The organism is Roseateles sp. (assembly GCF_047654805.1).
Taxonomy (GTDB): Bacteria; Pseudomonadota; Gammaproteobacteria; order Burkholderiales; family Burkholderiaceae_C; genus Pelomonas.
Map to the genome: position 1 here is coordinate 3,823,885 of NZ_JASGIV010000001.1, position 25,014 is coordinate 3,848,898.

A 25,014-nucleotide genomic window follows, 5' to 3' on the forward strand; every position below is an offset into this window, starting at 1 on the left:
AGACACCCGTCCTAGACTCGAAGCGCCCGGCCTGTCCGCCGGGCGCCAGCGGGTCGGGAGAGCGATGGCGGCGTGGGAGAAACAAGATGGCGCGGACGGCCCACCTCGGGCCGGAGCGCTGGCCGCGAGCGCCGACGACGGCCCGCCGGCCAGCCCGCTCATCCGCGAGGTCATCGCCCACCTCCCCTGCGGCCTGGCCGTCTTCGATGCCGAGCGCCGCCTGCTCGTGCATAACGCCGAATTCGAGCGCCTGCTGAATGTGCCGGCCTCGCTGTTCGAAGAGCCGCTGCTGCGCTTCGACGACCTCGTCTTCTTCTTCGCAGCTCGCGGCGACTACGGCCAAGGCGAGCAGACCCGCGCCGCCGTCGAGGCTGCCCTAGCCCTCGGCCGCGAGCAGCGCGCCAGTCGCCTCGAGACCTATCGAACGGGCGACCGCATCATCGAGGCCCGCACTGCGCCGCTGCCAGAGAACTCCTCTGTTCCGGGCGGCCTCGTGCTGACGTGTCTGGACCTCACGCCGCAGGCCCAGGCACGCCTCGCCGCCGAACGCGCCTCGCAGGCCAAGACGCGCTTCCTGGCCAACATGAGCCACGAGATCCGCACGCCGATGAACGCCGTGCTGGGCATGCTGCGGCTGCTGCAGAAGACCCCCCTGGACGCTCGCCAACGAGACTACGCCGTCAAGAGCGAGGGCGCCGCGCGCGGCCTGCTCGGCCTGCTCAACGACGTGCTGGACTTCTCCAAGATCGAGGCCGGCCGCCTCAGCCTGGACCCGCATCCAACACGGCTGGACGAACTGCTGCGCGACCTCTCCGTCATCCTGGCCGCGAACGTCGACAAGCGTGGGCTGGAACTGCTTTTCGACCTTGACCCCGGCTTACCACCCATCATCGTCGCCGATGCGCTGCGCCTGCAGCAGGTCCTCATCAACCTGGCGGGCAACGCCATCAAGTTCACCCAGACCGGCGAGGTGGTGCTCCGCATCACCCAGGCCGCGCGGACCGCAGGCAACATCGTGCTGGACTTCGTCGTGCGCGATACCGGGATCGGCATCCCGCCCGAGCAGCAGCAGCGCATTTTCTCCGGCTTCAGCCAGGCCGAGGCATCGACGGCGCGGCGCTTCGGCGGCACCGGCCTGGGGCTGGCCATAAGCCGCCGCCTCGTACGCCTGATGGGAGGCGACATCCACGTCGAAAGCACGCCCGGCGTGGGCAGCCGCTTCAGCTTCACACTGAGCTTCCCCTTGCCTGCTGACGAGAACGTGCCAGCGCCGCGCCTTGCCAGGGAAACCTTGAAGACGCTCGTCATTGACGACCACGCCGAAGCACGCCGCATCATCGGCGCGCTGGCCTCCTCGCTGGGCTGGCAAGTCAGGCTGGCTGCCGGCGGCGCCGAAGCGCTGGACCTCGTCGCCGACGACCCACCGGAGGTCGTGCTGCTGGACTGGGTCATGCCGGGCATTGACGGCTGGCAGGCTGCCGTGCGGCTGCGCCAGTGCCTCGGCCCAGCGCCGCTGATCCTGATGATCACCAGCCATGACCGAGAACGCCTCTCCCAGCGCAGCGCAGCCGAGCAGGCCCTGCTCGACGGCTTTCTCGTCAAGCCCGTCACGGCGGCGTTGCTGGAGCAGGCCGTCGTCGCAGCTCGACACGCGCGCTGCGGCGCCGGCACGCCGCCCGAGCCTGTGCCGCAGCGCCTCGCCGATCTCAGCTTGCTGCTCGTCGAAGACAACCCCGGCAATCAGCAGGTCACCCGCGAACTCCTGGAGCTCGAGGGCGCCACCGTCACGCTGGCCGCGGACGGCAGGCAGGCCCTGACACTGCTCGCCCAGACACGCGGCCGGCGCGGCTTCGACGCCGTCCTGATGGACGTGCAGATGCCCGTGATGGACGGCACGACGGCAACCCGGCTCATCCGCCGCCAACTCGGCCTGACCCTGCCCATCATTGCGATGACCGCCGCCGCCCTCGACTCCGAGCGGCAGGCATGCCTGGACGCCGGCATGGACGAGCACATGGGCAAACCCTTCGACCCCGACACCCTGGTGGCCGTGTTGCGGCGCCGCTGCGGAGCCGCACCGCTCCGGGAGCACGCCGCCGCTGTTGAGTTGCCGCCGGCACTGCTCTCTGACGCGGGCCGCGCCGGCATCGCCCTGGCCGAGGCGCTTGCGCGCATGTCGGGCCGCGTCGAGCTGTTCGAGCGCACGCTGGCCGCCCTGCACGAACAGGACCGCAAGCTTGCCCAGGCTCTCGCCAAGGGCGGCCGCAGCGCTACCCGCGGCCTGCACGGCTACCGCGGCCTGGCCGCCATGCTCGGAGCCAGCGAACTGGCCGCCCTGGCGGCCGAGGGCGAGCACGCCGCCCGGGCCGACACCGACTGGCACCGCCGCTTCCTCGCGCGCCGCGAGGCCGACCTCGCCGCGCTGGACCGCCTTGCCGCCACCCTGCAGGCACGCCATGCTCCGCACGATGGCCCGCCGGTCGCACCCGCTGCGCCGGGCACGTTCGCGCATCAGTTGGACGCCTTCGTCGCGCTGCTGGACGGCGCCGACCTCGAAGCACTGGACGCACACGAGGCCCTGCATCCCGTGCTGCCGCCCGACATCGCAGCGCCGCTGTCCGCCGCCATGGCCACACTCGACTTCCCCACCGCGCTGGACCTGTGCCGGCAACTGCGCGCCACGCTTGAGGTCCAGGCATGATGCAGCTCTCCCTGCCCGGCCTGACGCCTCTGCAGCCAGGCCAGGCCTCGCCAGGTCGCCGCCCTCGCCTGCTCATCGTCGACGACCAGCCTGTCAACATCCAGGCGCTGCACCGCGTCTTCGCCGCCGACTGCCAGGTGCTGATGGCCACCAACGGCGCCAGCGCGCTGCAGCTCTGCCGCGAGCGCCAGCCAGACCTCGTGCTGCTGGATGTACAGATGCCCGGCATGGACGGCCACGAACTCTGCGCTGAGCTCAAGGCTGACCCGCAGCTGCGCTCCATCCCCGTCATCTTCGTCACCGCGCAGACGCAGCCCGAGGAAGAGACCCGCGCACTGGACTCCGGCGCAGCCGACTTCATCACCAAGCCCTTCAACCCGACCGTCGTGCGCGCCCGCGTGCGCACCCAGCTCACGATCAAGGCACAGTCCGACTTGCTGCGCGAGCTGGCCTTCGTCGACGGCCTGACCGGTGTCCACAACCGTCGCCACTTCGATGAGCGCTTCAACGCCGAGGGACGACGCGCCCAGCGCACCCGCACGCCACTGGCCATTGCGCTGGCCGATGTCGATCATTTCAAGCGCTACAACGACGCGCTGGGCCATCTCGCGGGCGACGACTGCCTGAGGCGCGTCGCGGCAGCGCTCAAGGCCTGCCTACGGCGGCCCACCGACCTGCTGGCCCGCTACGGCGGCGAAGAGTTCGTCTGCCTGTTGCCGGACACCGACCTGGCGGGTGCCATCGGCGTGGCGCAGTTGATGGAGGACACCGTGCGCGCGCTCGCGCTGCCGCATCCGGGCGTGGAGGGCTGCGTGACGATCAGCCTTGGCGTGTCAGCCGGAACGCAGTCGCAGGGGCTGGTCGAAGCGGCGGACCGGGCGCTATACCTCGCCAAGGCAGCGGGGCGCGGGCGGGTGAGCTGGGTGGCGGACTGACAGCGCGGATTGCCTGCATCAGTACTGCCTCGCACCCGGCCTGCCACCACCGGAAACGGCCCGCGAGGGCCGTTGGCGTTTGGAGCGGGTGATGGGAATCGAACCCACGTATCGAGCTTGGGAAGCTAGCGTTCTACCATTGAACTACACCCGCAACGCTTGTCATTCTAGGTGCGGTTTGGCAATGGCGGCATCCATCGCGTAGATCCGCACCATCGCCAACGGACATGCTCGCTGCGGCGGTGGATGACGGTGGAACCGGACCCTGACCACAGGAAAGCTATCTTGTGAACCAAGCGGCTGCCACTTCATCCACGCAGCAGCCGCCCGGAGACTCGGCCTCCCAACAAAAAAAAGGAGACCGCATGATCCCCCCGAAAGATGAGTCAGGCCTCGCCGGCCTCGACCAAGCGAGCCCCGCACCGCGCCAAGCCCCCGCGACAGCCGTGATCACCCAGCCGCCTTCGCCCAGCCTCAGTCGCCGCGGCCTCGTGCTGGCCGGCCTGGGCGGCCTGGGCGTCACCGCCTGCGGTGGCGGCGACGGCGGCCTGCCGGCGATTGTCACGCCGACGCCATCCACGCCCCCGCCCCCGCCCCCGCCCCCGCCGCCGGCATCGGCAGGGCCGAGCTCCATCACCGAGATCCACTACCGCTCGACCGCGCTCAATGACGAGAGCTGGGTCAAGATCTACCTGCCCCCGGGTTACGCGACGTCAGGCCTGCGCTACCCGGTCGTCTACATGCTGCATGGCCGGGGCGACACGTTGTCCGCCTGGGGGCGCAATCAGGCGATGTTCGATGAGCTGATCGCGGCCGGCACCATCCCGGCCTTCATCGGCGTCATGCCGGATGCGCCGTCCAGCAACCGCGGCGGCTACTACGTCGACTCGGCCTACACCAGCAGCACACTGCCGGGCGCCAAGGTCGAGACCGCGTTCATCACCGAACTGCTGCCCTACATCGACGCGAACTACCGCACACTCCCACAACGCGAGGCACGCGCGCTGGCGGGCTACTCGATGGGCGCCTATGGCGCCTTGCGCTATGCCCTGGCCTACCCCGAGCAGTTCAGTGCCAGCATCGTCATGAGCCCGGCCATCTACACGCCGCTGCCGCCCGCGGGCTCCAGCACGCGCGAGTTCGGCGCCTTCGGGAGCGGCAACACCCTGTTCGTCGACGAGATCTACCGCAGCAAGACCTATCCGGCCCTGCTACCAACCTTCGCGGCCAAGAAGCTGCCCCTGAACCTGTTCATCTCCGCGGGAGACGACGAGTGGAAGGAGAGCAACCCGGCTGAGGCGATGAACGACATCGACATGGAGGCGCACCTGCTGTTCAACCGCGTCTCCCGCGTGGCGTCCATCAAGGCCGAGCTGCGCATCCTGAATGGCGACCATGACTGGCCCGTCTGGCAGGCGACGCTGCGCGAGGCTCTGCCCTTCATCTTCAAGGGCATGAGCAAGCCGGCCTGAGCGAGCGCTTCGCCACGGGCCGCTGCGCCGGCCTGTGGCGTGTTCGCGGCATTGGCTGAATGGCGGCCAACCCCGTTGCGCGCCGCTAAAGTCACGCGCATGAAGTCCCCAGCCCTGCCCGCCCAGCGTCCCCCCTCCACCCTGGCCGTCGCATGGCGCCAACTGCTGCGGGACTGGCGAGCCGGCGAGCTGCGCCTGCTGATGCTCGCCGTGGCCCTGGCCGTAGCCGCGCTGTGCGCGGTGGCTTTCCTGTCGGACCGGCTGGACCAGGGCCTGCGCCGCGATGCGGCCCAGTTGCTGGGCGGGGACGCCGTCGTGGCCAGCGACCAGCCTACGCCCCAGGCGCTGATCGACCTGGCACGCGAGCAGAAGCTGACGATGGTGCGCAGCGCGACCTTCCCGAGCATGGCGCGCGCGACTGAAGCCCAGGGCGGCGAGAGCCGGCTCGTCGCCGTCAAGGCGGTCAGTGCCGGCTATCCGCTGCGTGGCCGCATCGCGCTGCGCGAGGCCCTGCCCGGCCGTGGTGACGCGCCAGCGGCCGGGGAGGTCTGGGTGGACCCGGCCGTGGCCGACGGCCTGGGCCTGAAGCTCGGTGACCCGCTGCTCCTGGGCGACAGCCAGCTCCAGGTCGGTGCCCTCATCGAAACCGAGCCCGACCGCGGCGCCGGCTTCATGAATTTCGCGCCGCGCGTCATGCTGGCCGAGAGTGACCTCGCCGCCACCCAGTTGGTACAACCGGCCAGCCGCATCACCTACCGCATGGCCCTTGTGCCCGGGGCGGGCGCTGCGCCGGATGCCGTGCGGCGCTTCGTCACGGCGGCGGAGCAGCTCGTCGAGAAGGACAAGCTGCGCGGCGTGCGCCTGGAGTCGCTGGAGTCCGGCCGGCCCGAGATGCGCCAGACGCTAGACCGCGCGGCGCGCTTCCTGCGATTGGTGGCGATGCTGTCGGCCCTGCTCGCGGCGGTCGCCGTGGCGCTGGCGGCGCGCGACTTCGCGGCACGCCACCTGGACGCTTGCGCCATGCTGCGCGTGCTGGGCCAGCCGCAGCGGCGCATCGCCTGGGCCTACGGGCTGGAGTTCCTGCTGGCCGGCCTGGGTGCCAGTCTGGCGGGCGTGGTGGTGGGCCTGGGCCTGCACCAGGTTTTCGTATCGCTGCTGGCTGGCCTGGTCAACGTGAGCCTGCCTCCGCCCAGCGTCTGGCCGGCATTGCTGGGTCTGGGGCTGGGGCTGTCGCTGCTGCTGGGCTTCGGCCTGCCGCCTGTGCTGCAGCTGGCAGCCGTGCCGCCGCTGCGCGTGATCCGCCGCGACCTGGGCGCACCCAAGGCCGGCTCGCTGCTGGTGCTGGGCGCGGGTGTGGCTGGCCTGGCCGCCATCCTCGTGGTACTGGCCGGCGACCTGATGCTTGGCGGCATCGCGGCGGCGGGCTTTGGCGGCGCGGTGCTGCTGTTCGCAGGTCTGGCCTGGGCCGCGGTGAGGCTGCTGCGGCGGGTCGTGCCAAGCAACGTCAGCGGCGCGGGCGTGCCGCGCTGGCTGCTGCTGGCGACGCGCCAGGTCGCTGCGCGGCCTGGCTTTGCCGTCATGCAGGTCGCGTCGCTGGCCGTGGGCCTGCTGGCGCTGGCGCTGCTGGTGCTGTTGCGCACCGACCTGATCTCCAGCTGGCGCCAGGCCACGCCGGCGTCGGCGCCCGACCGCTTTGTCATCAACATCCAGCCCGACCAGACCGAGTCCTTCCGCAAGACGCTGGCCGGGGCTGGCGTGCAGGACTACGACTGGTACCCCATGATTCGTGGCCGGCTGACGACGATCAACGGCGAGGCCGTGCAGGGTCGGCGCTTCGCCGAGGAGCGCGCCCAGCGCCTGGCCGAGCGCGAGTTCAACCTCAGCCACACGGCCGAGCAGCCAGCGCACAACCAGATCGTGGCCGGCCGCTGGGATGACGCTAAACCGGGCGAGATGGGCATGAGCGTGGAGGAAGGACTCGCGCAGACGCTGGGGCTCAAGCTCGGCGACACGCTGGCCTTCGACATCGCCGGCCAGCCGGTGCAGGGTCGCGTCACCAGCCTGCGCAAGGTCGACTGGTCATCGATGCGGGTCAACTTCTTCGTGCTGTTCGAAGCCGCGGAGCTACCCGACCTGCCGTCCACGCAGATCGCCGCCTACCGCAACCCACCGGCCGCCAAGCTTGACCGCGAGCTGGCCCGGCAGTTCCCCAACCTGACCGTCATCGACGTGTCGGCCCAGCTCAACCAGGTGCAGGGCGTGCTGAACCAGGTCATCCAGGCCGTGCAGTTCCTGTTCGGTTTCACGCTGGCGACCGGCCTGGTCGTGCTGCTGGCCGCCGTGGGGAGCACCCGAGAAGCGCGCACGCGAGAGTTCGCGCTGATGCGCGCCTTGGGGGCCCCCTCCTCGCTGCTGGCCCAGGTGCAGCGCGCCGAACTGCTGGGCGTGGGCGCGCTGGCCGGCTTCTTGGCCGGCGCGGTGGCGCTGGTGCTGGCAGCACTGCTGGCGCGCTTCGTCTTCCAGTTTGACTGGCAGCTCAAGCCGTGGGTGCCGCTGGCCAGTGCCGTGGTAGGGGCGCTGCTGGCCTGGAGCGCCGGCTGGTGGAGTCTGCGAGGCGTGCTGCAGCGACCTGTCGTGCAGACGCTGCGCGAGGCACAGGCCGAATGAACGACGCAGGCGGCACGTCCGCCCGCGCGATCGGCCGCTACCTGGCTCTCTCGGCGGGCATTACCGCTGTCTACCTGCTGCTGGGCCGGCTGGGCCTGCTGATGGTGCTGCCGCCCTACGAGGTGGCACCCATCTACCCTGCCGCGGGCTGGGGCCTGGCGGTGCTGCTGGTGCTGGGCTTGCGCTACCTGCCGGCCGTGGCCCTGGGCTCCTTCATCGTGCAGGCCGCCATGCTCGGCAACCTCAGCACCCAAGTGCTGCCGCTGGCCGCAGGGATCGCGCTGGGCGCCGCAGCTCAGGGCGCCGTCGGCACGCTGCTGATCCGGCGCTGGTGCGGCCGGCCGCTGGTGCTGGCCTCGCCACGCGAGGTGGGCGGCTATCTGGGGGCGGTCACGCTGGCAGGGCTGCTCAGCCCGAGCTGCGCGACGCTGGTGCTTGCAGCCACCGACACCATCGCCACCGCACAGATGGGCATCGTCTGGATGGTGTGGTGGACGGGTGACCTGATGGGCGTGCTGATCGCCACGCCCATCACGCTGGCGCTGATCGGCAAGCCGCGCAACGCCTGGGCGACGCGCCGCCTGAGCGTGGGACTGCCCATGCTGCTGACGACGCTGCTCGTGGGCATGGGCGTGGCCGCCACGGTCGAGTGGGACCGCCAGCGCAACCGCGCCGATTTCACGCGCGATGCAACCAGTGCGGCCCAGGCCCTCGCCGGCCGCCTGCGCGAACCGCTGCTGGCGCTCGAGGGCCTGCACGGCATGGTCAAGCTCAAGCCCCTGCCGACGCGGGTCGAGTTCGCCCGCGCCACCAGCGGCTTTCTGACGGAGGACAGCCCGCTGATCGCTTTGGGGCTGGCGCAACGCGTCACACGCGCTGACGTCGAGCGCTTCAACGCCGCGGCTGCGGCCGACGCGTTCCCCGGCGGCTTCCAGGCCCGAGACCGACTGCGTGCCGGCGACCTGCGCCCACCGGTGGACGAAGACATGGTGGCCATCCGCCTCATCGAGCCGCTGTCGCGCAATGCCGGCGCGCTGGGCATCAACGTGCGCACGGTTCCCGGCGCGCGCGCCGCCGTCGAGAAAGCCGCTGCGACGGGGCAGCCAACGGCCTCGGCGGGCATACAGCTGTCACAGGACAAGGAAGCCGCCGTCGGTGTCGTCATCTACCAGCCGCTCTACCGCGGCCAGGCACAGCGCGGCGAGGATGGGCTCGAAGGCGTCGTCTTCGCGACGCTGCGGCCCGACTTGCTGCTTTCGCGGCTGTCCGCGAGCTGGCCCGAGCATCTGGGCGCCTGCCTCGTCGACTTGGAGCCGGACGCCCTGTACCCACGGCTGGCCGGCCGCCTCGGCTGCGACGCCGTGCAGCGCGGCGGCGACTCAGCACTGCCGCTGGTCAAGATGCCGCTGGAGTTCGGCGGCCGCCGCTGGGAAGTCCGCATCTACGACCTGCCCGGGCTGGCCCAGGCACCAGGTCGCAGCTGGGCCTTCGCGCTGGTGGGCCTGCTGGCCACCGCCATGGTCGGCGCGCTGCTGCTGCTGATGTCGGGACGCACCCAGCACGTAGAAGCCCTCGTGAGGGAGCGTACGGCGGCACTGGAGCGAGAGGTCGCCAGCCGCGCCCAGGGCGAACGCGCGCTGAGCCAGAGCGAGCGGCGCTTTCACAGCATTTTTGAGACGGCACCCATAGGCATCGCCTTTACCGACCTGAACGGCGGCTTCCAGGAGGTCAACGCGTACTTCAGCAATCTCGTCGGCTACTCTGCCGAGGCGCTGGCGACCCGGCGCTCCATCGAGCTGACCCATGCCGATGACCGCCGCGAGGACATCCGCCTGGCGCGCCGGCTGATGCGCGGCGAAATCCCGTTCTACCGACGCCTGAAGCGCTATGTAAGGCCTGACGGCAGCGTCATCCACGTGCGCACCATCGTCAGCCTGCTGCGTGGCACGGACGGCCGGCCGCACCGGATGGTGGGCATCGTCGAGGACATCACCGACCAGTTGCGCATCGAGGAGCTGGATCGCGCCCGGGAGGCGGCCGAGGCCGCCAACCAGGCCAAGAACGAGTTCCTTTCGCGCATGAGCCACGAGCTGCGCACGCCGATGAACGCCATCCTTGGCTTCACCCAGCTGATGCAGATGGACGCCGGCGAGCCCCTGCCGCCAGGCCAGCGCGGCCGCGCCCAGCAGATCGCCCAGGCAGGTTGGCATCTGCTGGAGATGATCAACGACACATTGGACCTGTCGCGCATCGAAGCCGGCTCGCTGCGGCTGGAGATGGCGGCACTGGAGCTGCCTCCCCTGCTGGCCCGCGCGCTGGCCCTGGTGCAGGGCCAGGCGACGGAGCGCGGCCTGGCCATCACCCAGCGCATCGACACAGGCGCAATGAACCTGATCGGCGATCCGACACGGGTCACGCAGATCCTGACCAACCTGCTCAGCAACGCGGTCAAGTACAACCACCCCGGCGGCCGAATCGACATTGAGGCCGGGAGCCCGGCGCCGGGCTGGGTCGAGATCGCCGTGCACGACACCGGCATGGGACTGACGGAGGAGCAGCGCGCCGCCCTGTTCCAGCCCTTCAACCGCCTTGGCCGTGAGCGCACTGGCCTGGCAGGCACCGGTATCGGCCTGGTCATCAGCCAGCGACTGGCCGAGATGATGGGCGGCAGCCTGCGCGCCGAGGCCGTGGATCCCACGGGAGGCGCTGGCGCCTGCTTCGTGCTGCGGCTGGCCGCCGCCGGCACCGCGGCAGCCAGGACCGGCGACGGGTTCGAAGCACCCGACGAACCCTCCCGGCCACGCGCCGTGCCGAGACAGCACCTGCTCTATGTCGAGGACAACGAGCTCAACGCCGAGGTCATGCGGGGCATCCTGGAGCAACGCCCCGGCATTGAGCTGGAAGTGGCCGGCACGGTCGACGCCGGCCTGCGCGCCCTGCACGAGCGTCCGCCGGCCCTGCTGCTGCTCGACTGGCAGTTGCCCGATGGCGACGGCCTGATGCTGTTGAGACGGCTGCACGAGCGCGGCGGACCATTGCCGCCGGTCATCGTCGTGTCGGCCAACGCCCAGCCGGAACAGATCGCCGCTGCCCAGGTGGCCGGCGCCCGGCACTATCTGACCAAGCCGCTGGACGTGCGTGAAGTGCTGGCCCTGATCGATGAATTGTTGGCGACGGGCGGGGGGGCGGAGCGGGCAGAATGAAGGCCTAGCCTTCCAACACAACGCCGTTCCCGATGAGTTCCACCGACCTCGTTCCCAGCACCGGCGCCCAGGCCGTGCAGGCCTTGGCACATGCCGATGGCCGCCAGTTCCTGACCTTCCGCATCGGTGAGGAGGAGTACGGCCTGGACATCCTGCGCGTGCAGGAGATCCGGTCCTATGAGCCGCCCACTCGGGTGGCCAATGCGCCCGCCTTCGTCAAGGGCGTCGTCAACCTGCGCGGGGTCATCGTTCCCATCCTGGACCTGCGCCTGCGCCTCGGCCAGGCCGGCGAGTACAACGCCTTCACCGTCGTCGTCGTGCTGAACGTGGCTGGCCGGGTGGTCGGCATCGTCGTGGACTCGGTGTCCGACGTGCTGGAGCTGGGCGCCGAGGAGATCAAGCCCCGCCCCGAGGTACCGGCCGCAATGGACGCCCGCTTCATCACCGGCCTGGGCAAGATTGGCGAACGCATGCTGATCCTGCTGGACATCGAGGCCATGATCACCAGCCCGGATTTCGGCTTGGTGGACTGAGACAGGCCGGAAACTGGTCGCTGCGATCCGCCCGGAACCGGCTGGGTTCAAGCCATCAAGCGGGCGCCCGCCCAAGGCAAGTTAGTGTTCGCCAACTGCTTCAACCGCGGCAACACTGCTTTTCATCAGCGACATCGTCATCCTTAGCACTCGCTGGATTGGAGTGCTAATATCTTTTCCGCCGCGGCACTTCCACGCCGCGGGTTCGAAGGATTCAAGACGATGTCCGCTTCTTCTGCCATTGCCGTCCGCGACCCCTGGGCCCTGGTGCCCTCGCTGGGCAATCTGGACGCCTACATCTCCGCCGTCAACCGCCTGCCGCTGCTGACAGCGGAGGAGGAGAGCTCTGCCGCGCGCAGCCTGCGCGACAAGGGCGACCTGGAGGCTGCCGGCCGCATGGTGCTGTCGCACCTGCGCCTGGTGGTGTCCATCTCGCGCCAGTACGTGGGCTACGGCCTGCCGCAGGGCGACCTGATCCAGGAAGGCAACGTGGGCCTAATGAAGGCCGTCAAGCGCTTCGACCCGGACCAGGGCGTGCGCCTGGTCAGCTACGCCATGCACTGGATCAAGGCCGAGATCCACGAGTACATCCTGAAGAACTGGCGCATGGTCAAGGTCGCGACGACCAAGGCTCAGCGCAAGCTGTTCTTCAACCTGCGCTCGATGAAGCATCAGCTGAAGGCCGAACAAGCCGAGGGCCAGACGCACCGCAACACGCTGAGCGAGGCCGAAGTGGCCCATGTGGCCCGTGAGCTCAATGTCAAGCGCGAGGAAGTGCTGGAGATGGAAACCCGCCTGTCGGGCGGCGACGTCGCACTGGAGCCCCAGACCGACGACGACGGCGAGAGCTTCGCCCCCATCGCCTACCTGGCCGACGAAAGCCATGAGCCGACTCGCGTCATCGAGGCCCGCTCGCGCGACCATATGGCTGGCGACGGCATCCAACGCGCGCTGGAAGTGCTGGACCCGCGCAGCCGCCGCATCGTCGAAGAGCGCTGGCTGAAGGTGAACGACGACGCCTCGGGCGGCATGACGCTGCACGAGCTGGCGGCCGAGTACGGCGTGTCGGCCGAGCGCATCCGCCAGATCGAGGTCGCGGCGATGAAGAAGATGAAGAAGGCGCTGACAGAAGCGGCCTGATCCTCTCATCTCCAGCAAAGGGCCTGCTTGCAGGCCCTTTTTTCATCTGGGCGATACCGCGCTTGCACCCGGGCCTTCCCGGCGACGCGCCGACGCCGACTGTCAGTTCGTGGCCGGAACTGCCGGCCCCTTGAGGACGTCCTGAAACACCGCGCTGCTGCCATCGACGCCGACAGCGGCCGGCAGCCCGATCAGTTGGCGCAGGAGCGGGTAGATGTCCACGTTGTCGAAGTCCGGCAGCACCCGGCCTGCCGCGAAGGCGGGGCCCGTCGCGATGAACAGGGCATTCATCTCCGGCGCCATGTTGTCATAGCCGTGGTTGCCACCGGAGGCAGGCTGTCGCGGCGCGCTGGCCTGGATCAGCCAGCCGGGTTGGGCCAGGCACAGGATGGGTGGTACACGCGGATTCGCACCGTAATGGAAGCGCGCCGGGATGTCGGCCTTGCGCCAGCACTGCATGTGCTCGTGCGGTGCGAGCAAGGCCCGCTCCACGTCCGCGGCAGCGCCGGGCCGCGGAGCGAGGCTCGCAAAGGGGCCTGTCTCCACCAAGTGGTAGCGCTCGGGATCGGCCAGCGTGTCCAGCGCGATCGTGCGCTCGCTGCTGGTCGCAGCCATGCCGTGGTCGGCCACGATGACGAGATTGGCTGGCTGGCCCAGGGCCTTCAACCCGGCCACGAGCACGCCGATCGCCTTGTCGACCTCGGCCACCGCCTGCGTGGTCTGTGCGCTGTCGGGGCCATGGTGATGACCGGCCGTGTCGACCTTGTCGAAATACAGCGTCACGAAGCTGGGCCGGATCTCCTCGGGCCGACGCAGCCAGTCCAGCACCATGTTCACCCGCTGAGAGTCGTTCACGGCCTTGTTGTAGGGCACCCAGTCCGAGGGCCGCATGCCCGCGGGCTCCGGACGCTCCACCTCGCCGGACATCCCACCGATCGCGACGTTGGCGCCCGGCCAGAACATCGCGGCAGTACGGATGCCAGCCCTCTCCGCATCCACCCACAGCGGCGACGCCGCGCTCCACCACCAGGGGTCGTCAGTGGCCATGGTGAAGACCGCCCTGTGCTCGGGCGACTCCATCCGGTTTCCAACGATGCCGTGGCGATCCGGGCGCAGGCCCGTCACCAGCGTCCAGTGGTTGGGAAATGTCTTGGAGGGAAAGGACGGGTGCATGACCCCCGTGACGCCGCCGGCCGCCAGCCGCGACAGCGTGGGCGTGGCGCCGCGACGGAGGTAGTCCTCGCGGAAGCCGTCGATGGAGACCAGGAGGGTCACGGGCTGCCGCCCGGCCGTGGCGCGCGATAGCGGCGGCGGCTCCGGCTCCGAAGCGGCGCACCCCGCCAGCGCGAGGACGGCTGCCACCAGCACGCCGGCAAGGGTGGTGGCGGCCCGGGGTCCCACGCGACTGGAGTCTGGACTGACCATGCGGGCGCTCAGCTCTTCTTCTCGGCAAGCAACAGCTTGATGTCGTCCGCCAGCGCCTGGGCACCCGAGCCGTAGCGGGCGTAGACCCGCACGCGTCCTTCGGTGTCGAAGATGAAGCTCGCAGCCGTGTGATCCATGGTGTAGGTCTCGGGCGTCTTGCCCGGCACCTTGGCGTAGAAGACCTTGAACTCCTTGGCCGCGGCCTGCGTCTGCTCAGCGCTGCCGCGCAGCGCGACAAAGCTGGGGTCGAAGCTGGCCATGTAGGCCTTCAGCAACTGGCCGGTGTCGCGCTCAGGGTCGATGGTCACGAAGACACCCTGTACCTTGTCTCCGTCATCACCCAGTGAGCGCTTGACCTCGGCCACCTCCGCCATGGTGGTCGGGCAGACGTCCGGACACTGCGTGTACCCGAAGAACACCACCAGCACCTTGCCCTTGAAGTCGGCCAGCGAGCGGGCGCGGCCGTCCTGGTCTGTGAGGTTGAGCTGCCTGGCGTACTCGGCGCCCGTCAGCTCTATCCCCTTGAAGGCCGGCTTGTCGGGGGCGGACTTCTGGCAGGCAGCTAGGGGCAGCGCGGCCAGGGCCGCCAGGGCGAAACGTCGAGTGCTCATGCGATGTAGTGGTCGATCAGGAGGGCCGCAAACAGCAGCGACAGATGCCAGATGGAGAACCAGAAGGTCCGCCGCGCCAGCATCTCCGAGTAGGCGCGCCACAGCCGGAAGGCATAGCCGCAGAAGCCCAGGCCCAGAATCACGGCGCTGGCGAGGTAGAACCAGCCGCTCATGCCGGTCAGGAAAGGCAGCAGCGTCGCCGCGAAAAGCACCCAGGTGTAGAGCAGGATCTGCAGTCGCGTGTAGTCGTTGCCATGGGTCACCGGCAGCATTGGCAGGCCGGCACGGGCGTAATCCTCGGCGCGGTACAGCGCCAGCGCCCAGAAGTGCGGCGGCGTCCACAGGAAGATGATGAGGCACAGCAGCCAGGGCTCGGGGCCCAGCTCGCCACGCAGCGCCGCCCAGCCCAGCACGGGCGGCATGGCACCTGAAGCACCACCGATGACGATGTTCTGTGGCGTCATCGGCTTCAGCACGACGGTGTAGATGACCGCATAGCCAACGAACGTGGCGAAGGTCAGCCACATCGTCAGCACGTTGACGTAGACGCCCAGGATGGCCATGCCGATGCCGCACAGCAGGGCCGAGAAGGCCAGCGTCTGCGGGCGGCTCAGCTCGCCCTTGGCGGTCGCCCGCCAGGCGGTGCGCTTCATGCGCGCATCGATGCCATCCTCGATGAGGCAGTTGAAGGCCGCGGCCGCGCCTGCCACCAGCCAGATACCGACGATGGCCGCAAGCATGGTCATCGCCTGGCCCGGGTCGGGCAGGCCGGGCACGGCAAGGGCCATGCCGATGGCGGCACAGAAGACGATGAGCTGGACGACCTTGGGCTTGGTCAGCTGGTAGAACTGCTGCCAGCGCGGGCTGTGCACGAAGGCACTGGCGGTGGATGTGGAGGCCATGGTCAGGGGTGGGCGCGCTGCAGGCGCGCGAGCAGGGTGGTGAGCAGGCCCAGCAGCACGGCTGCGCCGGCGGTGTGGGCCAGGGCCGCGAAGATGGGCCAGTCGAGCACGACGTTGGACAGGCCGGATGCCAGCTGCCAGCCGGCGGCGGCGAGCAAGGCCTTGGCCCAGCCCGGCGCCCGCGCGCGCAGCAGCCAGGCCAGCACGATGACGGCAGCGAAGACGACGAGAGCGCCAAGGCGATGGGCCATGTGGATGGCGGCCAGCGCCTCGAAGCCAAGGTAGTTGCCGTCGGCTCGCTGCCCGAGCTCGCGCCAGAGCTGGAAGCCCTGGGCGAAGTCGAGGTGAGGCCACCACTGGCCGCCGTGGCAGGTCGGGAACTCGTCGCAGGCCAGCACCGCGTAGTTGGTACTGACCCAGCCGCCGAGGGCGACCTGGGCCATGGCCAGCACGAGGACAGCGGCGACAGCGAGCTGCAGCCCGGACCGGGCGGGGATGGGGCGCGGCCGATACGCCTCGTGCTGCCAGGCCAGCAGCATCAGCAGGCCCAGGCCGAACAGCAGGTGCAGCGTTACGATGGCCGGGAACAGCTTCATCGTGACGGTCAATGCGCCGAAGGCGCCCTGCACGCAGACCCACAGAAAAGTCAGCGTCGGCAGCCAAGCCGAGGGCGCCGTCTCGCCGGACGAGCGCTTGAGCCGCCAGGCCAGCACCGTCATGACGAGGATGAGCAGCCCCACCCCACTGGCCAGGTAGCGGTGCACCATCTCGATCCAGGCCTTGCCGTGGGTCACCGGGCCGGTGGGCATCGCAGTCTGCGCCGCCTCGATATGGTGGCGGGCACCGACCGGGCTGGCCGCGCTGTAGCAGCCAGGCCAGTCGGGGCAACCCAGCCCTGAATCGGTCAAGCGCGTGAACGCTCCGAAGACGATGAGGTCGAAGGTCAGGAACAGGGTCAGCAGCGTCAGCGCGCGCAGCCGCGCCGCCGGCGTGCCGGCGCGCGAGCGCTGACGCCACCACAGCAGCGGGCCGAGGGCGACGGCGCCGCCGATGGCGGCGACCTGCCCGAGGGGAAGCAGCACCTCGTTCATCGCCAACTCAGCGGCCCGGCTTGTCCCAGCCGGCGCTGGCCTTGAGCAGCTTGTCGAGGTCGGCCTTGAACTTCTTGGGATCCGGGTCGGCGGGTGCGCGCAGCATCCAGCGGCCCATGGGATCGACGACGTAGAAGTGGTCGCTGAGCGCCTTGCCCGGCGCCGGCCGCAGCCATGCCGCGAGACGGTCCTCTGGCACGTGCAGGACGTTGACCTCGACGCCTTTCTGTCCCACCGCCTCCAGCACCTTCTCTCGCGGCGTGCCGTCATCGGGGATGAGCCAGAGCTTGTCGACACGGGCACGCTCCTTGCCCAGCATCTCGCGCAACTGGCGCTGCACATAGAGCTGGCGCTCGCAGGCCTGGCCGCAATCGGCGGGCTGGACGACGGCCAGCAGCCACTGGCCACGCAGCGATTCGGCCGGGACCGCGTGTCCCTGCAGGTCGGTCATCGGAAGGTCGGCCGGCATGTCGACGGTGGGTGCGATCAGCTCGCCATAGGCCGAGCCACTGGGCTTGACCACGTAGAACGTGAAGTACGACGCGATGACCGGCGCCGCGCAGATGGCCAGCACCATCAGCATCTTCCAGCGGCCGGCGCGCTGCTGCGGGCTACCGGCAAGTGCACGCGGGTCGGGCAGGCTGTGCACCGCGAAGCTCAGCGGTTCAGGGCTGCTGGCGGTGGCGGAGCCGGGGGCGGATGAGTTGGAACCAGACATAAAGAAGCAGGATCAGCGCGCAGAGCGCGAACCATTGGAAGGCGTAGCCATAGTGTTTGTGCAGGCCCAGATCCGGCACCGGCCAGTGGCGCAGCAGGCCATCATCCGCCGCACCGACGGTCTGCACGACGGTCAGCGGCAGCAGCCGGAGCCCGGACTCGGCGGCCAGGGCCGCAGCATCCAGATTCTGCCGGATCACACCCGATGCGCCTTCGCCCAGCTCGTAAAGCCGCGACGGCGATGCGGCCAGGCGGCCGAAGACCTCCACCTCCCCGGCCGGCGTGGCCAGCGGCGGCAGGCGGCTGCGGTCGGACGGGTCGCGCGGCACCCAGCCTCGCTGCACGAGGATGGCTTCATCGCGGCCACTGAGGCGCAGCGGCGTGACGACGTAAAAGCCAGCGCGGCCGTCCATGGGCCGGTTGTCCAGCCAGACGCTGCGCTCGGCGACCCAACGGCCGTGCAGAGCGACGCTCCGGTGCAGTTGCTGAGCGCCGTCCAGGTCTGCGTTGGCAAGAGCGGGCCGGGCAGCCTCGGCATCGATGGCAGCCTGCAGGGCCAGCTTCTGCTGTGCGCGGTCGAGCTGCCACAGCCCCAGGCGCGCCGTCAGTGCGCATCCCAGCAGCACAGCTCCCAGCAGCAGCCAGCGCCTGGCTTTCATACCGCCACCCCGCGCGGATAATTCGTCGCCATGAAATTCGTGTTCCTGATCGCCTTCATCGGCATCCTCGGCGCGCTGGCCGCGGCCGGCTTCTTCATGCTGCGCAAGGGCCGCGGCGACAGCAAGCGCAGCCCCAACATGGCTCGCGCGCTGGCCCTGCGGGTGGCGCTATCGGTGGCACTGTTCCTCATCATCCTGCTGAGCTGGAAGCTGGGCTGGATACAGCCCACGGGGCTGCCGGTACGGTCCTGAGTGGATCAAAAAAAAGCGCCGCGACTGCGGCGCTTTTGTCTTGCGGGGTCGACCGCGTCACATCCAGTAGACGACGACGTACAGGCCCAGCCAGACGACGTCGACGAAGTGCCAGTACCAGGCGGCGCCCTCGAAGCCGAAGTGGCGGTCCGCGGTGAAGTGGCCCTTCATCAGACGGATCGTGATGAACAGCAGCATCAGCGCACCCACGCAGACGTGGAAGCCGTGGAAGCCGGTCAGCAGGAAGAACGTGGAACCGAAGATGCCAGAGCTGAGCTTGAGGTTGAGATCCGCGTAGGCGTGGTGGTACTCATAGGCCTGGAAGCCGAGGAAGGTGATCCCCAGCAGCACGGTGATCCACATCCAGGCGATGGTCTTGGCGCGGTTGCCGGCGATCAGCGCGTGGTGGGCGATGGTCAGCGTGACGCCCGAGGTCAGCAGCAGTGCGGTATTGATCGTCGGGATGGGCCATGGGCCCATGGTGCTGAAGGCCTCGACGGTACCGCCCGGCGCGGCAGTGAAGCCGGGCGCGGTGCTGGGCCAGATGGCCTTGAAGTCCGGCCACAGCAGCGAGTTCTCCAGGCTGCCCAGCGAGGGCACCGAAAAGACGCGCGCCCAGTACAGCGCGCCGAAGAATGCAGCAAAGAACATCACCTCGGAGAAGATGAACCAGCCCATGCTCCAGCGGAAGGAGAGGTCGATGCGGTCGCTGTAGAGGCCGCCCTCGCTCTCGCCGATGGCGTCGCGGAACCACTGCTGCAGCACGAAGGCCCACAGGGCCAGGCCGCCGAACAGCGAGTACATGCCCCAGCCATGGCCATTGACCCACTGGCCGGCACCAAGGATGACGAAGAACAGGCCGGTGGCGGCCATCACCGGATGCCGCGAAGGTGCGGGGACGAAGTAGTACGGGGTCTTGCCCGGGGTTGTCGCTGCCGACATGTCGTTCTCCTAGTTCTCGCTCGTTCTAAACCTTGTCGCGGCCACGCTTCAGGCCGCCACACCGCTGCCGACGACCCAGCGGATCAGCAGCACCAGCATCAATACAAACAGGGCGGCGCCAATCAGGCCCGCGATGATGACGTGCACCGGATTGAGCTTGGCCATGTCGCTCTCACGGTCCTTGCCCCGGCGCACGCCGAAGAAACCCCAAGCCACGGCCGAGATCGTCTGCAGCGGCGAAGCCTTGCGGCCCACGGCTTCCTTCAGATCCTTGCCGGCCTCGCTCACAACGCGGCTCCCGCACCCTTTGGCGCCTCGCCGAGCTTGACCCCACCCTTGCCCGCCACCTCGAAGAACGTGTAGGACAACGTGATGGTCTTCACGTCCTTGGGCAGCTTGGGGTCAATGACGAACACGACCGGCCACTGCTTGGTCTCGCCCGGCTTGAGCGTGTATTCATTGAAGCAGAAGCACTCCAGCTTGTTGAAGTGCGCGCTGGCCTGCATCGGCGCATAGCTCGGGATGGCCTGGGCAGCCATGGTGCGGTCCTGCTTGTTGCGGAACTCGTACATGACCTGGCTCAGTTCGCCCGGATGGACCGTCATATGGCGAACGGCGGGCTTGAAGTCCCAGGGGCCACGAGCATTGGTATCGAATTCCACCGTGATCTCGCGGCTGTAGTCGACCTGACCGTTGCCGTTCGCGATGCCCTTGTCGGCCAGCAGCGTCTGCCGCTCTGACAACGAGAGCACGTTGATCCCCAGCGCCTCGCAGATCGCCTTGTAGAGCGGCACCAGCGCATAGCCGAAGCCGAACATCAACGCGACGATGAGCGCCAGCTTCATGAGGAGCTGGCGGTTGTCTCGGTGAAGCGCGGCGAGGAAGCGCATCTCAGTGGGCGAACAGCACCATCTTGGCGATGAAGCCGAAACCGAAGGCCAGGGCCACCGTCAGCAGGATCAGGCCCAGCCGACGATTGCTCTTACGCTGCTCGGGCGTCACGACCGGGCTCCTCAGCCGACGATCTTGGTGGCCGAAGCGTCCAGCTTGGGCGGCTCTTCGAAGGTATGGAAGGGGGCCGGCGACGGCACTTCCCATTCCAGGCCTTCGGCGGCTTCCCAAGGCTTCTGCGGAGCCTTCTCACCCTTGCCGCGCATCATGGGCACGACGACGAAGAGGAAGAAGTAGACCTGCATCAAACCGAAGCCGAATGCGCCCACCGAGGCGATCTGGTTGAAGTCGGTGAACTGCATTGGGTAGTCGGCATAGCGACGCGGCATGCCGGCCAGGCCGAGGAAATGCATCGGGAAGAAGGTGATGTTGAAGAAGATCAGCGAGCCCCAGAAGTGGATCTTGCCGCGCGTCTCCGAATACATCACGCCGGTCCACTTCGGACCCCAGTAGTACACACCGGCAAACAGGGCGTACAGCGAGCCGGCCACGAGCACGTAGTGGAAGTGGGCGACGACGTAGTAGGTGTCCTGGATCTGGATGTCGATGGGAGCCATCGCACAGATCAGGCCGGTGAAGCCACCCATCGTGAACACGAAGATGAAGCCCACGGCCCACAGCATGGGCGTCTCGAAAGTCATCGAGCCACGCCACATCGTGGCCAGCCAGTTGAAGATCTTCACGCCCGTCGGCACCGCGATCAGCATGGTCGCGTACATGAAGAACAGCTGGCCCGTCACCGGCATGCCGGTGGCGAACATATGGTGAGCCCAGACAATGAAGGACAGGATGGCAATGGAAGCCGTGGCGTACACCATGGAGGCATAGCCGAACAGGCGCTTGCGGGCGAAGGCCGGCACGATCTGGCTGATGATGCCGAAGGCCGGCAAGATCATGATGTAGACCTCGGGGTGGCCGAAGAACCAGAAGATGTGCTGGTACATGACCGGGTCGCCGCCGCCCGCCGGGTTAAAGAAGGCGGTGCCGAAGTGGCGGTCGGTCAGCGTCATCGTGATGGCGCCTGCCAGCACCGGCATCACCGCGATCAGCAGGTAGGCGGTGATCAGCCAGGTCCAGGCGAACATCGGCATCTTCATCAGCGTCATGCCGGGGGCGCGCATGTTGAGGATGGTCACGATGATGTTGATCGAGCCCATGATGGACGAGGCACCCAGGATGTGCATCGCGAAGATGCCTGCATCCATGGAGGGGCCCATCTGCAGCGTCAGTGGCGCGTAGAGCGTCCAGCCGGCGGCGGGTGCACCACCGGGCATGAAGAAGCTGGCGACCAGCATGATGGCCGCGGGGATCATCAGCCAGAAGCTGAAGTTGTTCATCCGCGCGAAGGCCATGTCACTGGCACCGATCTGCAGCGGGATCATCCAGTTCGCGAAGCCGACGAAGGCCGGCATGATCGCGCCGAACACCATGATCAGACCATGCATGGTCGTGAACTGGTTGAACAGCTCCGGGTTGAAGAACTGCAGGCCCGGCTTGAACAGCTCGGCGCGGATGCACAGCGCCAGGATGCCGCCAATCATCAGCATCGTGAAGCTGAACAGCAGGTACAGCGTGCCGATGTCCTTGTGGTTGGTCGCGAAGACCCAGCGGCGCCAGCCGGTGGGCGCGTGATGGTCATGGTGATCGTCGTGGGCGTGGTCGCCAGCATGGCCACCGTGAACGCCGTGGGGGGGGAGCACTGCACTCATGTGATTTCCTCTGATTCGGCGTTCGGAATTACTTTCGGGCGGCGACCACTTCGGCCGGCTGCACCGTCTGGCCCGTCTTGTTGGACCAGCTGTTCTTCGTGTACGTGACCAGCGCGGCGATGTCGGTGTCGCTCAGCTGCTTCCAGGCAGGCATGCCCTTGTCCATGCGGCCATTCAGCACGACCTGGATCTGCTCCAGATGGTTCTCTGCCAGCACGACGGGCGATTTGTCCAGGGGCTTGATGGGGCCGGCGCCGGTGCCGTCGGCCTTGTGGCAGACCGCACAGTTGGCGGCATAGACCTTCTCGCCGCGGGCGATCAGGGCGGCCTGCTCCCAGACCTTGCTCGGATCGTCAGCCTTGGCGGCCATTTCCTTGTGCTTGCCCTCGACCCACTTGGTGTAGTCCTCGGCGGACACGACCTTGACGTGGATGGGCATGTAGGCGTGCTCCTTGCCGCACAGCTCCGCGCACTGGCCATAGTAGTCGCCGATCTTCTCGGCCTTGAACCAGGTGTCGCGCACGAAACCGGGGATGGCATCCTGCTTGACGCCGAAGGCCGGCACCATCCAGGCGTGGATGACGTCGTTGGCCGTCGTGATGATGCGGACCTTCTTGTCCACCGGCACCACCAGCGGGTTGTCCACCTTGAGCAGGTAGTTGTCGACCGGTGCGGGGTTGCCGGAGTTGGACGCTTCGCGCTGCTCGGTGTCCAGCGTGGCCAGGAAGCCAATGCCCTCGCCTTCGCCCTTCAGGTAGTCGTAGCCCCACTTCCACTGGTAACCGGTAGCCTTGATGGTCACGTCGGCGTTGGTGGTGTCCTTCATCGCGACGACGACCTTGGTGGCCGGCAGGGCCATGCCGATGACGATGAGGAAGGGCACCACCGTCCAGGCGATCTCGACGGCCACGCTCTCGTGGAAATTGGCTGACACCGCGCCCTTTGACTTGCGGTGCTTGAAGATGGAATAGAACATCACACCGAACACCGCGACGAAGATCGCCAGGCAGATGATCAGCATGAAGTTGTGCAACCACATCTGGTCACGGGCGATGTTGGTCACCGGTTCGTGCAGATTGAGCTGATTGACGCCAGGGCCACCCTTGAGATCGTTCACCGCCAGGGCCGGACCCGCTGCCAGGGCCATCGCCGCCGCGGCCCAACGGCCCCAAGCGCGTGAGGCGCTCTGCACTCGTGCGTTCATCATCGTCATGGTTGTCACTTGGTTCTTAGAGGTGCGGGGCTTGCAATCCGGCCATATAGCCTGATTTGCGACGCAAGTTCCGTGAGGTGGACCGGATTTATGCCCAGCCCTTGATGCGGCGCAAGAGTTTAGCCCAGGCATATCCCGCCCCAGACCCGTGCCAGCCCCGGGGAATCACCCACTCCTGGTGCAGATCAGCCCGGTTCGCGACCCTTGCGCAGCGAGGCGCGCATGGCGTCGACGGACACATGGGTCTCGGCCGCAACAGTCAGCCGCGGCGCGGCCTTGAAGGCATGGCCGAAGACCAGCTCCAGTGTCAGCGCCAGGCGCCCTTCGGCATCGCGCAGCGTATCCAGCTCCGCCATCAGCCGCTGCCTCCAGCCGCGGCCGCGCAGGCCGCCAAAGCGCGTCGGCGCAAGATTGCCCCCCAGCGCGCGCAGGTCGGCCAACAGACTATCGGGGCTGGCCCAGGTCAGGCGCAGGCGCTGCTGGTCCATGACGGGGTCGGCAAAGCCGGCCTTCAGCACGAGGTCGCCGATGTCATGCATGTCCCACCAGTCCGGCGCCGGTCGGCCCCAGCCGTTGCGGGCGTACAGCGCGCGCAGCTCGACGAAGCTGTCCGGCCCCAAGCAGGAGAACATCACGAAGCCGCCCACGGCGATGCTGGCCTGCCAGGCCTCCAGCAGCGCAGGCAGGTCGATGCAGGCATGCAGAGCCATGTTGGACCAGACCAGGTCCACCTCGGGCCTGGCGGGCAGCACCTCGACCTGACCCATGGACGCGCCGCGCAGCCTGCGCCACCAGTTCAGCGAGCGGGCCTCGGCGGCACGCGCTGCCAGCAGGGCGTCGGTCTCGTGCCACAGCATCTGGGCATCAGGGTAGGCAAGCCGCAACAGCTCCGCACTGGCGCCCAGCGCCGGCGCGGCATCGAGCACCCGGCCCGGCCGGAGCTTGATGTAGCCCAGGCGCTCGGCCATGCGCCCCGCCACCTCGGCATGCAGCCAGGGGGGCTGGTCGGCCCTGGAGAGGCGCCGGGCCTGATGCTGCAGCGCAGCCGCATCAAGATCCTGGGGCCGCGGCCCCTTGTTTGAAGTAGGGGGCGGCGCCGGCTCGTTCATGGGCTGCTCAGTATATTGAGACGATGCCAGAGCGCCGGCTGCCCGCCATCAAGCCCGCACTGATCGGGAAGGTGTTGCTGCGCTGCGCCGGCCAGTGCACCGTCTGTCGTGCCTGGAGCCACCAGGCCGTCTGCGAAAGCTGCCTGGCCCTTTATGCCCGCCCGCAGCCGCGTTGCTGGACCTGCGCGGCCCGCCTGCCGCTGGAGCTCCTCGGCCGGCCACAACCGCAATGCGGGCGCTGTCTGCGCGAAGCACCGCCCCTGGACCGCACTGTCGCCGCGCTGGACTACTGCTTCCCCTGGGACGGCCTGCTTCAACAACTCAAGCACCACCAGGCACTGGACCTGCGCGAGAGCCTGCTCGAGCGGCTGAACACCGCGCTGACCGCGGCCGAGGTCGATGCGCCGGACTGGCTGCTGCCCGTGCCGATGTCCCCCGAACGCCTGCGCGTGCGCGGCTACAACCAGTCGAATGAACTGGCCCGCGCGCTGGCGCGACGGCGCGACCTTCGCTGCAAACCCGAGATGCTGCTGCGTGTTAGGCATTCCCCCGCCCAGGCCGGGCTGGAGCTGGAAGCGCGCGCAGCCAATGTGCGCGGCGCTTTCGCCATAGAGCCTCGCCATGCGGCCCGCCTGCGCGGCACCAGTGTGGCGCTGCTGGACGATGTGATGACAAGCGGTGCCACGCTGTTCGAGCTGGCTGGCGTGCTGCTGCAGGGCGGGGTCATGAGCGTGCAGGCCTGGGTCGTCGCGCGCACCCCAGAACCTGAGGGCACATGAGGG

General features: G+C 68.4%; 22 protein-coding genes and 1 tRNA gene. 9 read left to right on the plus strand and 14 right to left on the minus strand.

Annotated features, from left to right (window positions below; translation table 11 throughout):
- The first annotated feature begins 64 nt into the window (after positions 1–64).
- Positions 65–2,701, plus strand: coding sequence for a response regulator (locus tag QM732_RS17390; RefSeq protein ID WP_415657358.1), 2,637 nt, complete (start codon positions 65–67; stop codon positions 2,699–2,701).
- The gene (locus tag QM732_RS17395; RefSeq protein WP_415657359.1) at positions 2,698–3,636 is read left to right on the plus strand and encodes a diguanylate cyclase; all 939 of its coding nucleotides are present in this window, start codon (positions 2,698–2,700) and stop codon (positions 3,634–3,636) included. Before QM732_RS17390 ends, QM732_RS17395 begins: the two co-directional genes overlap by 4 nt.
- An 80-nt stretch (positions 3,637–3,716) precedes the next feature.
- Here the strand turns inward: QM732_RS17395 and QM732_RS17400 are convergent.
- A tRNA-Gly gene (locus QM732_RS17400) sits at positions 3,717–3,790 on the minus strand.
- 211 nt (positions 3,791–4,001) lie between these two features.
- Between QM732_RS17400 and QM732_RS17405 the strand changes: the two genes are divergently transcribed.
- From QM732_RS17405 to rpoH, 5 genes are all read left to right on the plus strand, one after another.
- Complete coding sequence (locus tag QM732_RS17405; RefSeq protein ID WP_415657360.1) at positions 4,002–5,108, plus strand: alpha/beta hydrolase; 1,107 nt, start codon at positions 4,002–4,004, stop codon at positions 5,106–5,108.
- Positions 5,109–5,207: 99 nt separating this feature from the next.
- A complete protein-coding gene (locus QM732_RS17410) occupies positions 5,208–7,775 on the plus strand; it encodes an ABC transporter permease (protein WP_415657361.1) in 2,568 nt (855 codons plus the stop codon).
- On the plus strand, positions 7,772–10,978 hold the full coding sequence (locus tag QM732_RS17415; RefSeq protein ID WP_415657362.1) for a CHASE domain-containing protein: 3,207 nt from the start codon (positions 7,772–7,774) through the stop codon (positions 10,976–10,978). Before QM732_RS17410 ends, QM732_RS17415 begins: the two co-directional genes overlap by 4 nt.
- A gap of 32 nt (positions 10,979–11,010) precedes the next feature.
- Positions 11,011–11,511 carry a chemotaxis protein CheW gene (locus QM732_RS17420; protein WP_415657363.1) on the plus strand — a complete coding sequence of 167 codons (501 nt, stop codon included), beginning with the start codon at positions 11,011–11,013 and terminating at the stop codon, positions 11,509–11,511.
- A gap of 222 nt (positions 11,512–11,733) precedes the next feature.
- Positions 11,734–12,651, plus strand: coding sequence for an RNA polymerase sigma factor RpoH (rpoH, locus tag QM732_RS17425; RefSeq protein ID WP_415657364.1), 918 nt, complete (start codon positions 11,734–11,736; stop codon positions 12,649–12,651).
- A 102-nt stretch (positions 12,652–12,753) separates the two neighbouring features.
- Here rpoH and QM732_RS17430 read toward each other — a convergent pair whose 3' ends face one another.
- The 6 genes from QM732_RS17430 to QM732_RS17455 are packed head-to-tail and all read right to left on the minus strand — an operon-like array spanning position 12,754 to position 18,056.
- Complete coding sequence (locus tag QM732_RS17430) at positions 12,754–14,052, minus strand: ectonucleotide pyrophosphatase/phosphodiesterase (protein WP_415657365.1); 1,299 nt, start codon at positions 14,050–14,052, stop codon at positions 12,754–12,756.
- Between the two features lie 32 nt (positions 14,053–14,084).
- Positions 14,085–14,687, minus strand: a complete 603-nt coding sequence (locus QM732_RS17435; RefSeq protein WP_415657366.1) for an SCO family protein — start codon at positions 14,685–14,687, stop codon at positions 14,085–14,087.
- On the minus strand, positions 14,684–15,589 hold the full coding sequence (gene cyoE / locus QM732_RS17440; protein WP_415657367.1) for a heme o synthase: 906 nt from the start codon (positions 15,587–15,589) through the stop codon (positions 14,684–14,686). Before cyoE ends, QM732_RS17435 begins: the two co-directional genes overlap by 4 nt.
- 2 nt (positions 15,590–15,591) lie before the next feature.
- A complete protein-coding gene (locus tag QM732_RS17445) occupies positions 15,592–16,680 on the minus strand; it encodes a COX15/CtaA family protein (protein WP_415657368.1) in 1,089 nt (362 codons plus the stop codon).
- Positions 16,681–16,687: 7 nt separating this feature from the next.
- On the minus strand, positions 16,688–17,398 hold the full coding sequence (locus QM732_RS17450) for an SCO family protein (protein WP_415657369.1): 711 nt from the start codon (positions 17,396–17,398) through the stop codon (positions 16,688–16,690).
- Entirely contained in the window at positions 17,346–18,056 is a 711-nt protein-coding gene (locus QM732_RS17455) for an SURF1 family protein (protein WP_415657370.1), read from the minus strand. Before QM732_RS17455 ends, QM732_RS17450 begins: the two co-directional genes overlap by 53 nt.
- Before the next feature lie 30 nt (positions 18,057–18,086).
- Here QM732_RS17455 and QM732_RS17460 point away from each other — a divergent pair, with 30 nt between their 5' ends.
- Positions 18,087–18,308: a DUF2909 domain-containing protein gene (locus QM732_RS17460; RefSeq protein ID WP_415657371.1), complete on the plus strand. Its 222-nt coding sequence runs from the start codon at positions 18,087–18,089 to the stop codon at positions 18,306–18,308.
- Between the two features lie 57 nt (positions 18,309–18,365).
- On the opposite strand, the gene QM732_RS17465 is transcribed toward QM732_RS17460, so the two are convergent.
- From QM732_RS17465 to QM732_RS17495, 7 genes are all read right to left on the minus strand, one after another.
- Positions 18,366–19,250, minus strand: a complete 885-nt coding sequence (locus QM732_RS17465) for a cytochrome c oxidase subunit 3 (RefSeq protein ID WP_415657372.1) — start codon at positions 19,248–19,250, stop codon at positions 18,366–18,368.
- A gap of 48 nt (positions 19,251–19,298) precedes the next feature.
- On the minus strand, positions 19,299–19,538 hold the full coding sequence (locus QM732_RS17470) for a DUF2970 domain-containing protein (protein ID WP_415657373.1): 240 nt from the start codon (positions 19,536–19,538) through the stop codon (positions 19,299–19,301).
- Positions 19,535–20,140 (minus strand): cytochrome c oxidase assembly protein, encoded by a 606-nt coding sequence (locus tag QM732_RS17475; protein WP_415657374.1) that lies wholly within the window; start codon positions 20,138–20,140, stop codon positions 19,535–19,537. Before QM732_RS17475 ends, QM732_RS17470 begins: the two co-directional genes overlap by 4 nt.
- A gap of 1 nt (position 20,141) precedes the next feature.
- Entirely contained in the window at positions 20,142–20,252 is a 111-nt protein-coding gene (locus QM732_RS17480; RefSeq protein ID WP_331174656.1) for a cytochrome oxidase small assembly protein, read from the minus strand.
- An 11-nt stretch (positions 20,253–20,263) separates the two neighbouring features.
- Entirely contained in the window at positions 20,264–21,910 is a 1,647-nt protein-coding gene (gene ctaD / locus QM732_RS17485) for a cytochrome c oxidase subunit I (RefSeq protein WP_415657375.1), read from the minus strand.
- 28 nt (positions 21,911–21,938) lie between these two features.
- Entirely contained in the window at positions 21,939–23,102 is a 1,164-nt protein-coding gene (gene coxB / locus QM732_RS17490; protein WP_415659405.1) for a cytochrome c oxidase subunit II, read from the minus strand.
- A gap of 206 nt (positions 23,103–23,308) precedes the next feature.
- Complete coding sequence (locus QM732_RS17495; RefSeq protein WP_415657376.1) at positions 23,309–24,232, minus strand: methyltransferase domain-containing protein; 924 nt, start codon at positions 24,230–24,232, stop codon at positions 23,309–23,311.
- A gap of 23 nt (positions 24,233–24,255) precedes the next feature.
- Between QM732_RS17495 and QM732_RS17500 the strand changes: the two genes are divergently transcribed.
- Entirely contained in the window at positions 24,256–25,011 is a 756-nt protein-coding gene (locus tag QM732_RS17500; RefSeq protein ID WP_415657377.1) for a ComF family protein, read from the plus strand.
- The last annotated feature ends 3 nt before the right edge of the window (positions 25,012–25,014 follow it).

Bases quoted from the DNA above. Each gene is read 5' to 3' on its own strand.
- QM732_RS17390 (WP_415657358.1), top strand. From the start codon at position 65: ATGGCGGCGTGGGAGAAACAAGATGGCGCGGACGGCCCACCTCGGGCC.
- QM732_RS17395 (WP_415657359.1), top strand. From the start codon at position 2,698: ATGATGCAGCTCTCCCTGCCCGGCCTGACGCCTCTGCAGCCAGGCCAG.
- QM732_RS17405 (WP_415657360.1), top strand. From the start codon at position 4,002: ATGATCCCCCCGAAAGATGAGTCAGGCCTCGCCGGCCTCGACCAAGCG.
- QM732_RS17410 (WP_415657361.1), top strand. From the start codon at position 5,208: ATGAAGTCCCCAGCCCTGCCCGCCCAGCGTCCCCCCTCCACCCTGGCC.
- QM732_RS17415 (WP_415657362.1), top strand. From the start codon at position 7,772: ATGAACGACGCAGGCGGCACGTCCGCCCGCGCGATCGGCCGCTACCTG.
- QM732_RS17420 (WP_415657363.1), top strand. From the start codon at position 11,011: ATGAGTTCCACCGACCTCGTTCCCAGCACCGGCGCCCAGGCCGTGCAG.
- rpoH (WP_415657364.1), top strand. From the start codon at position 11,734: ATGTCCGCTTCTTCTGCCATTGCCGTCCGCGACCCCTGGGCCCTGGTG.
- QM732_RS17435 (WP_415657366.1), bottom strand. From the start codon at position 14,687: ATGAGCACTCGACGTTTCGCCCTGGCGGCCCTGGCCGCGCTGCCCCTA.
- cyoE (WP_415657367.1), bottom strand. From the start codon at position 15,589: ATGGCCTCCACATCCACCGCCAGTGCCTTCGTGCACAGCCCGCGCTGG.
- QM732_RS17445 (WP_415657368.1), bottom strand. From the start codon at position 16,680: ATGAACGAGGTGCTGCTTCCCCTCGGGCAGGTCGCCGCCATCGGCGGC.
- QM732_RS17450 (WP_415657369.1), bottom strand. From the start codon at position 17,398: ATGTCTGGTTCCAACTCATCCGCCCCCGGCTCCGCCACCGCCAGCAGC.
- QM732_RS17455 (WP_415657370.1), bottom strand. From the start codon at position 18,056: ATGAAAGCCAGGCGCTGGCTGCTGCTGGGAGCTGTGCTGCTGGGATGC.
- QM732_RS17460 (WP_415657371.1), top strand. From the start codon at position 18,087: ATGAAATTCGTGTTCCTGATCGCCTTCATCGGCATCCTCGGCGCGCTG.
- QM732_RS17465 (WP_415657372.1), bottom strand. From the start codon at position 19,250: ATGTCGGCAGCGACAACCCCGGGCAAGACCCCGTACTACTTCGTCCCC.
- QM732_RS17475 (WP_415657374.1), bottom strand. From the start codon at position 20,140: ATGCGCTTCCTCGCCGCGCTTCACCGAGACAACCGCCAGCTCCTCATG.
- ctaD (WP_415657375.1), bottom strand. From the start codon at position 21,910: ATGAGTGCAGTGCTCCCCCCCCACGGCGTTCACGGTGGCCATGCTGGC.
- QM732_RS17495 (WP_415657376.1), bottom strand. From the start codon at position 24,232: ATGAACGAGCCGGCGCCGCCCCCTACTTCAAACAAGGGGCCGCGGCCC.
- QM732_RS17500 (WP_415657377.1), top strand. From the start codon at position 24,256: ATGCCAGAGCGCCGGCTGCCCGCCATCAAGCCCGCACTGATCGGGAAG.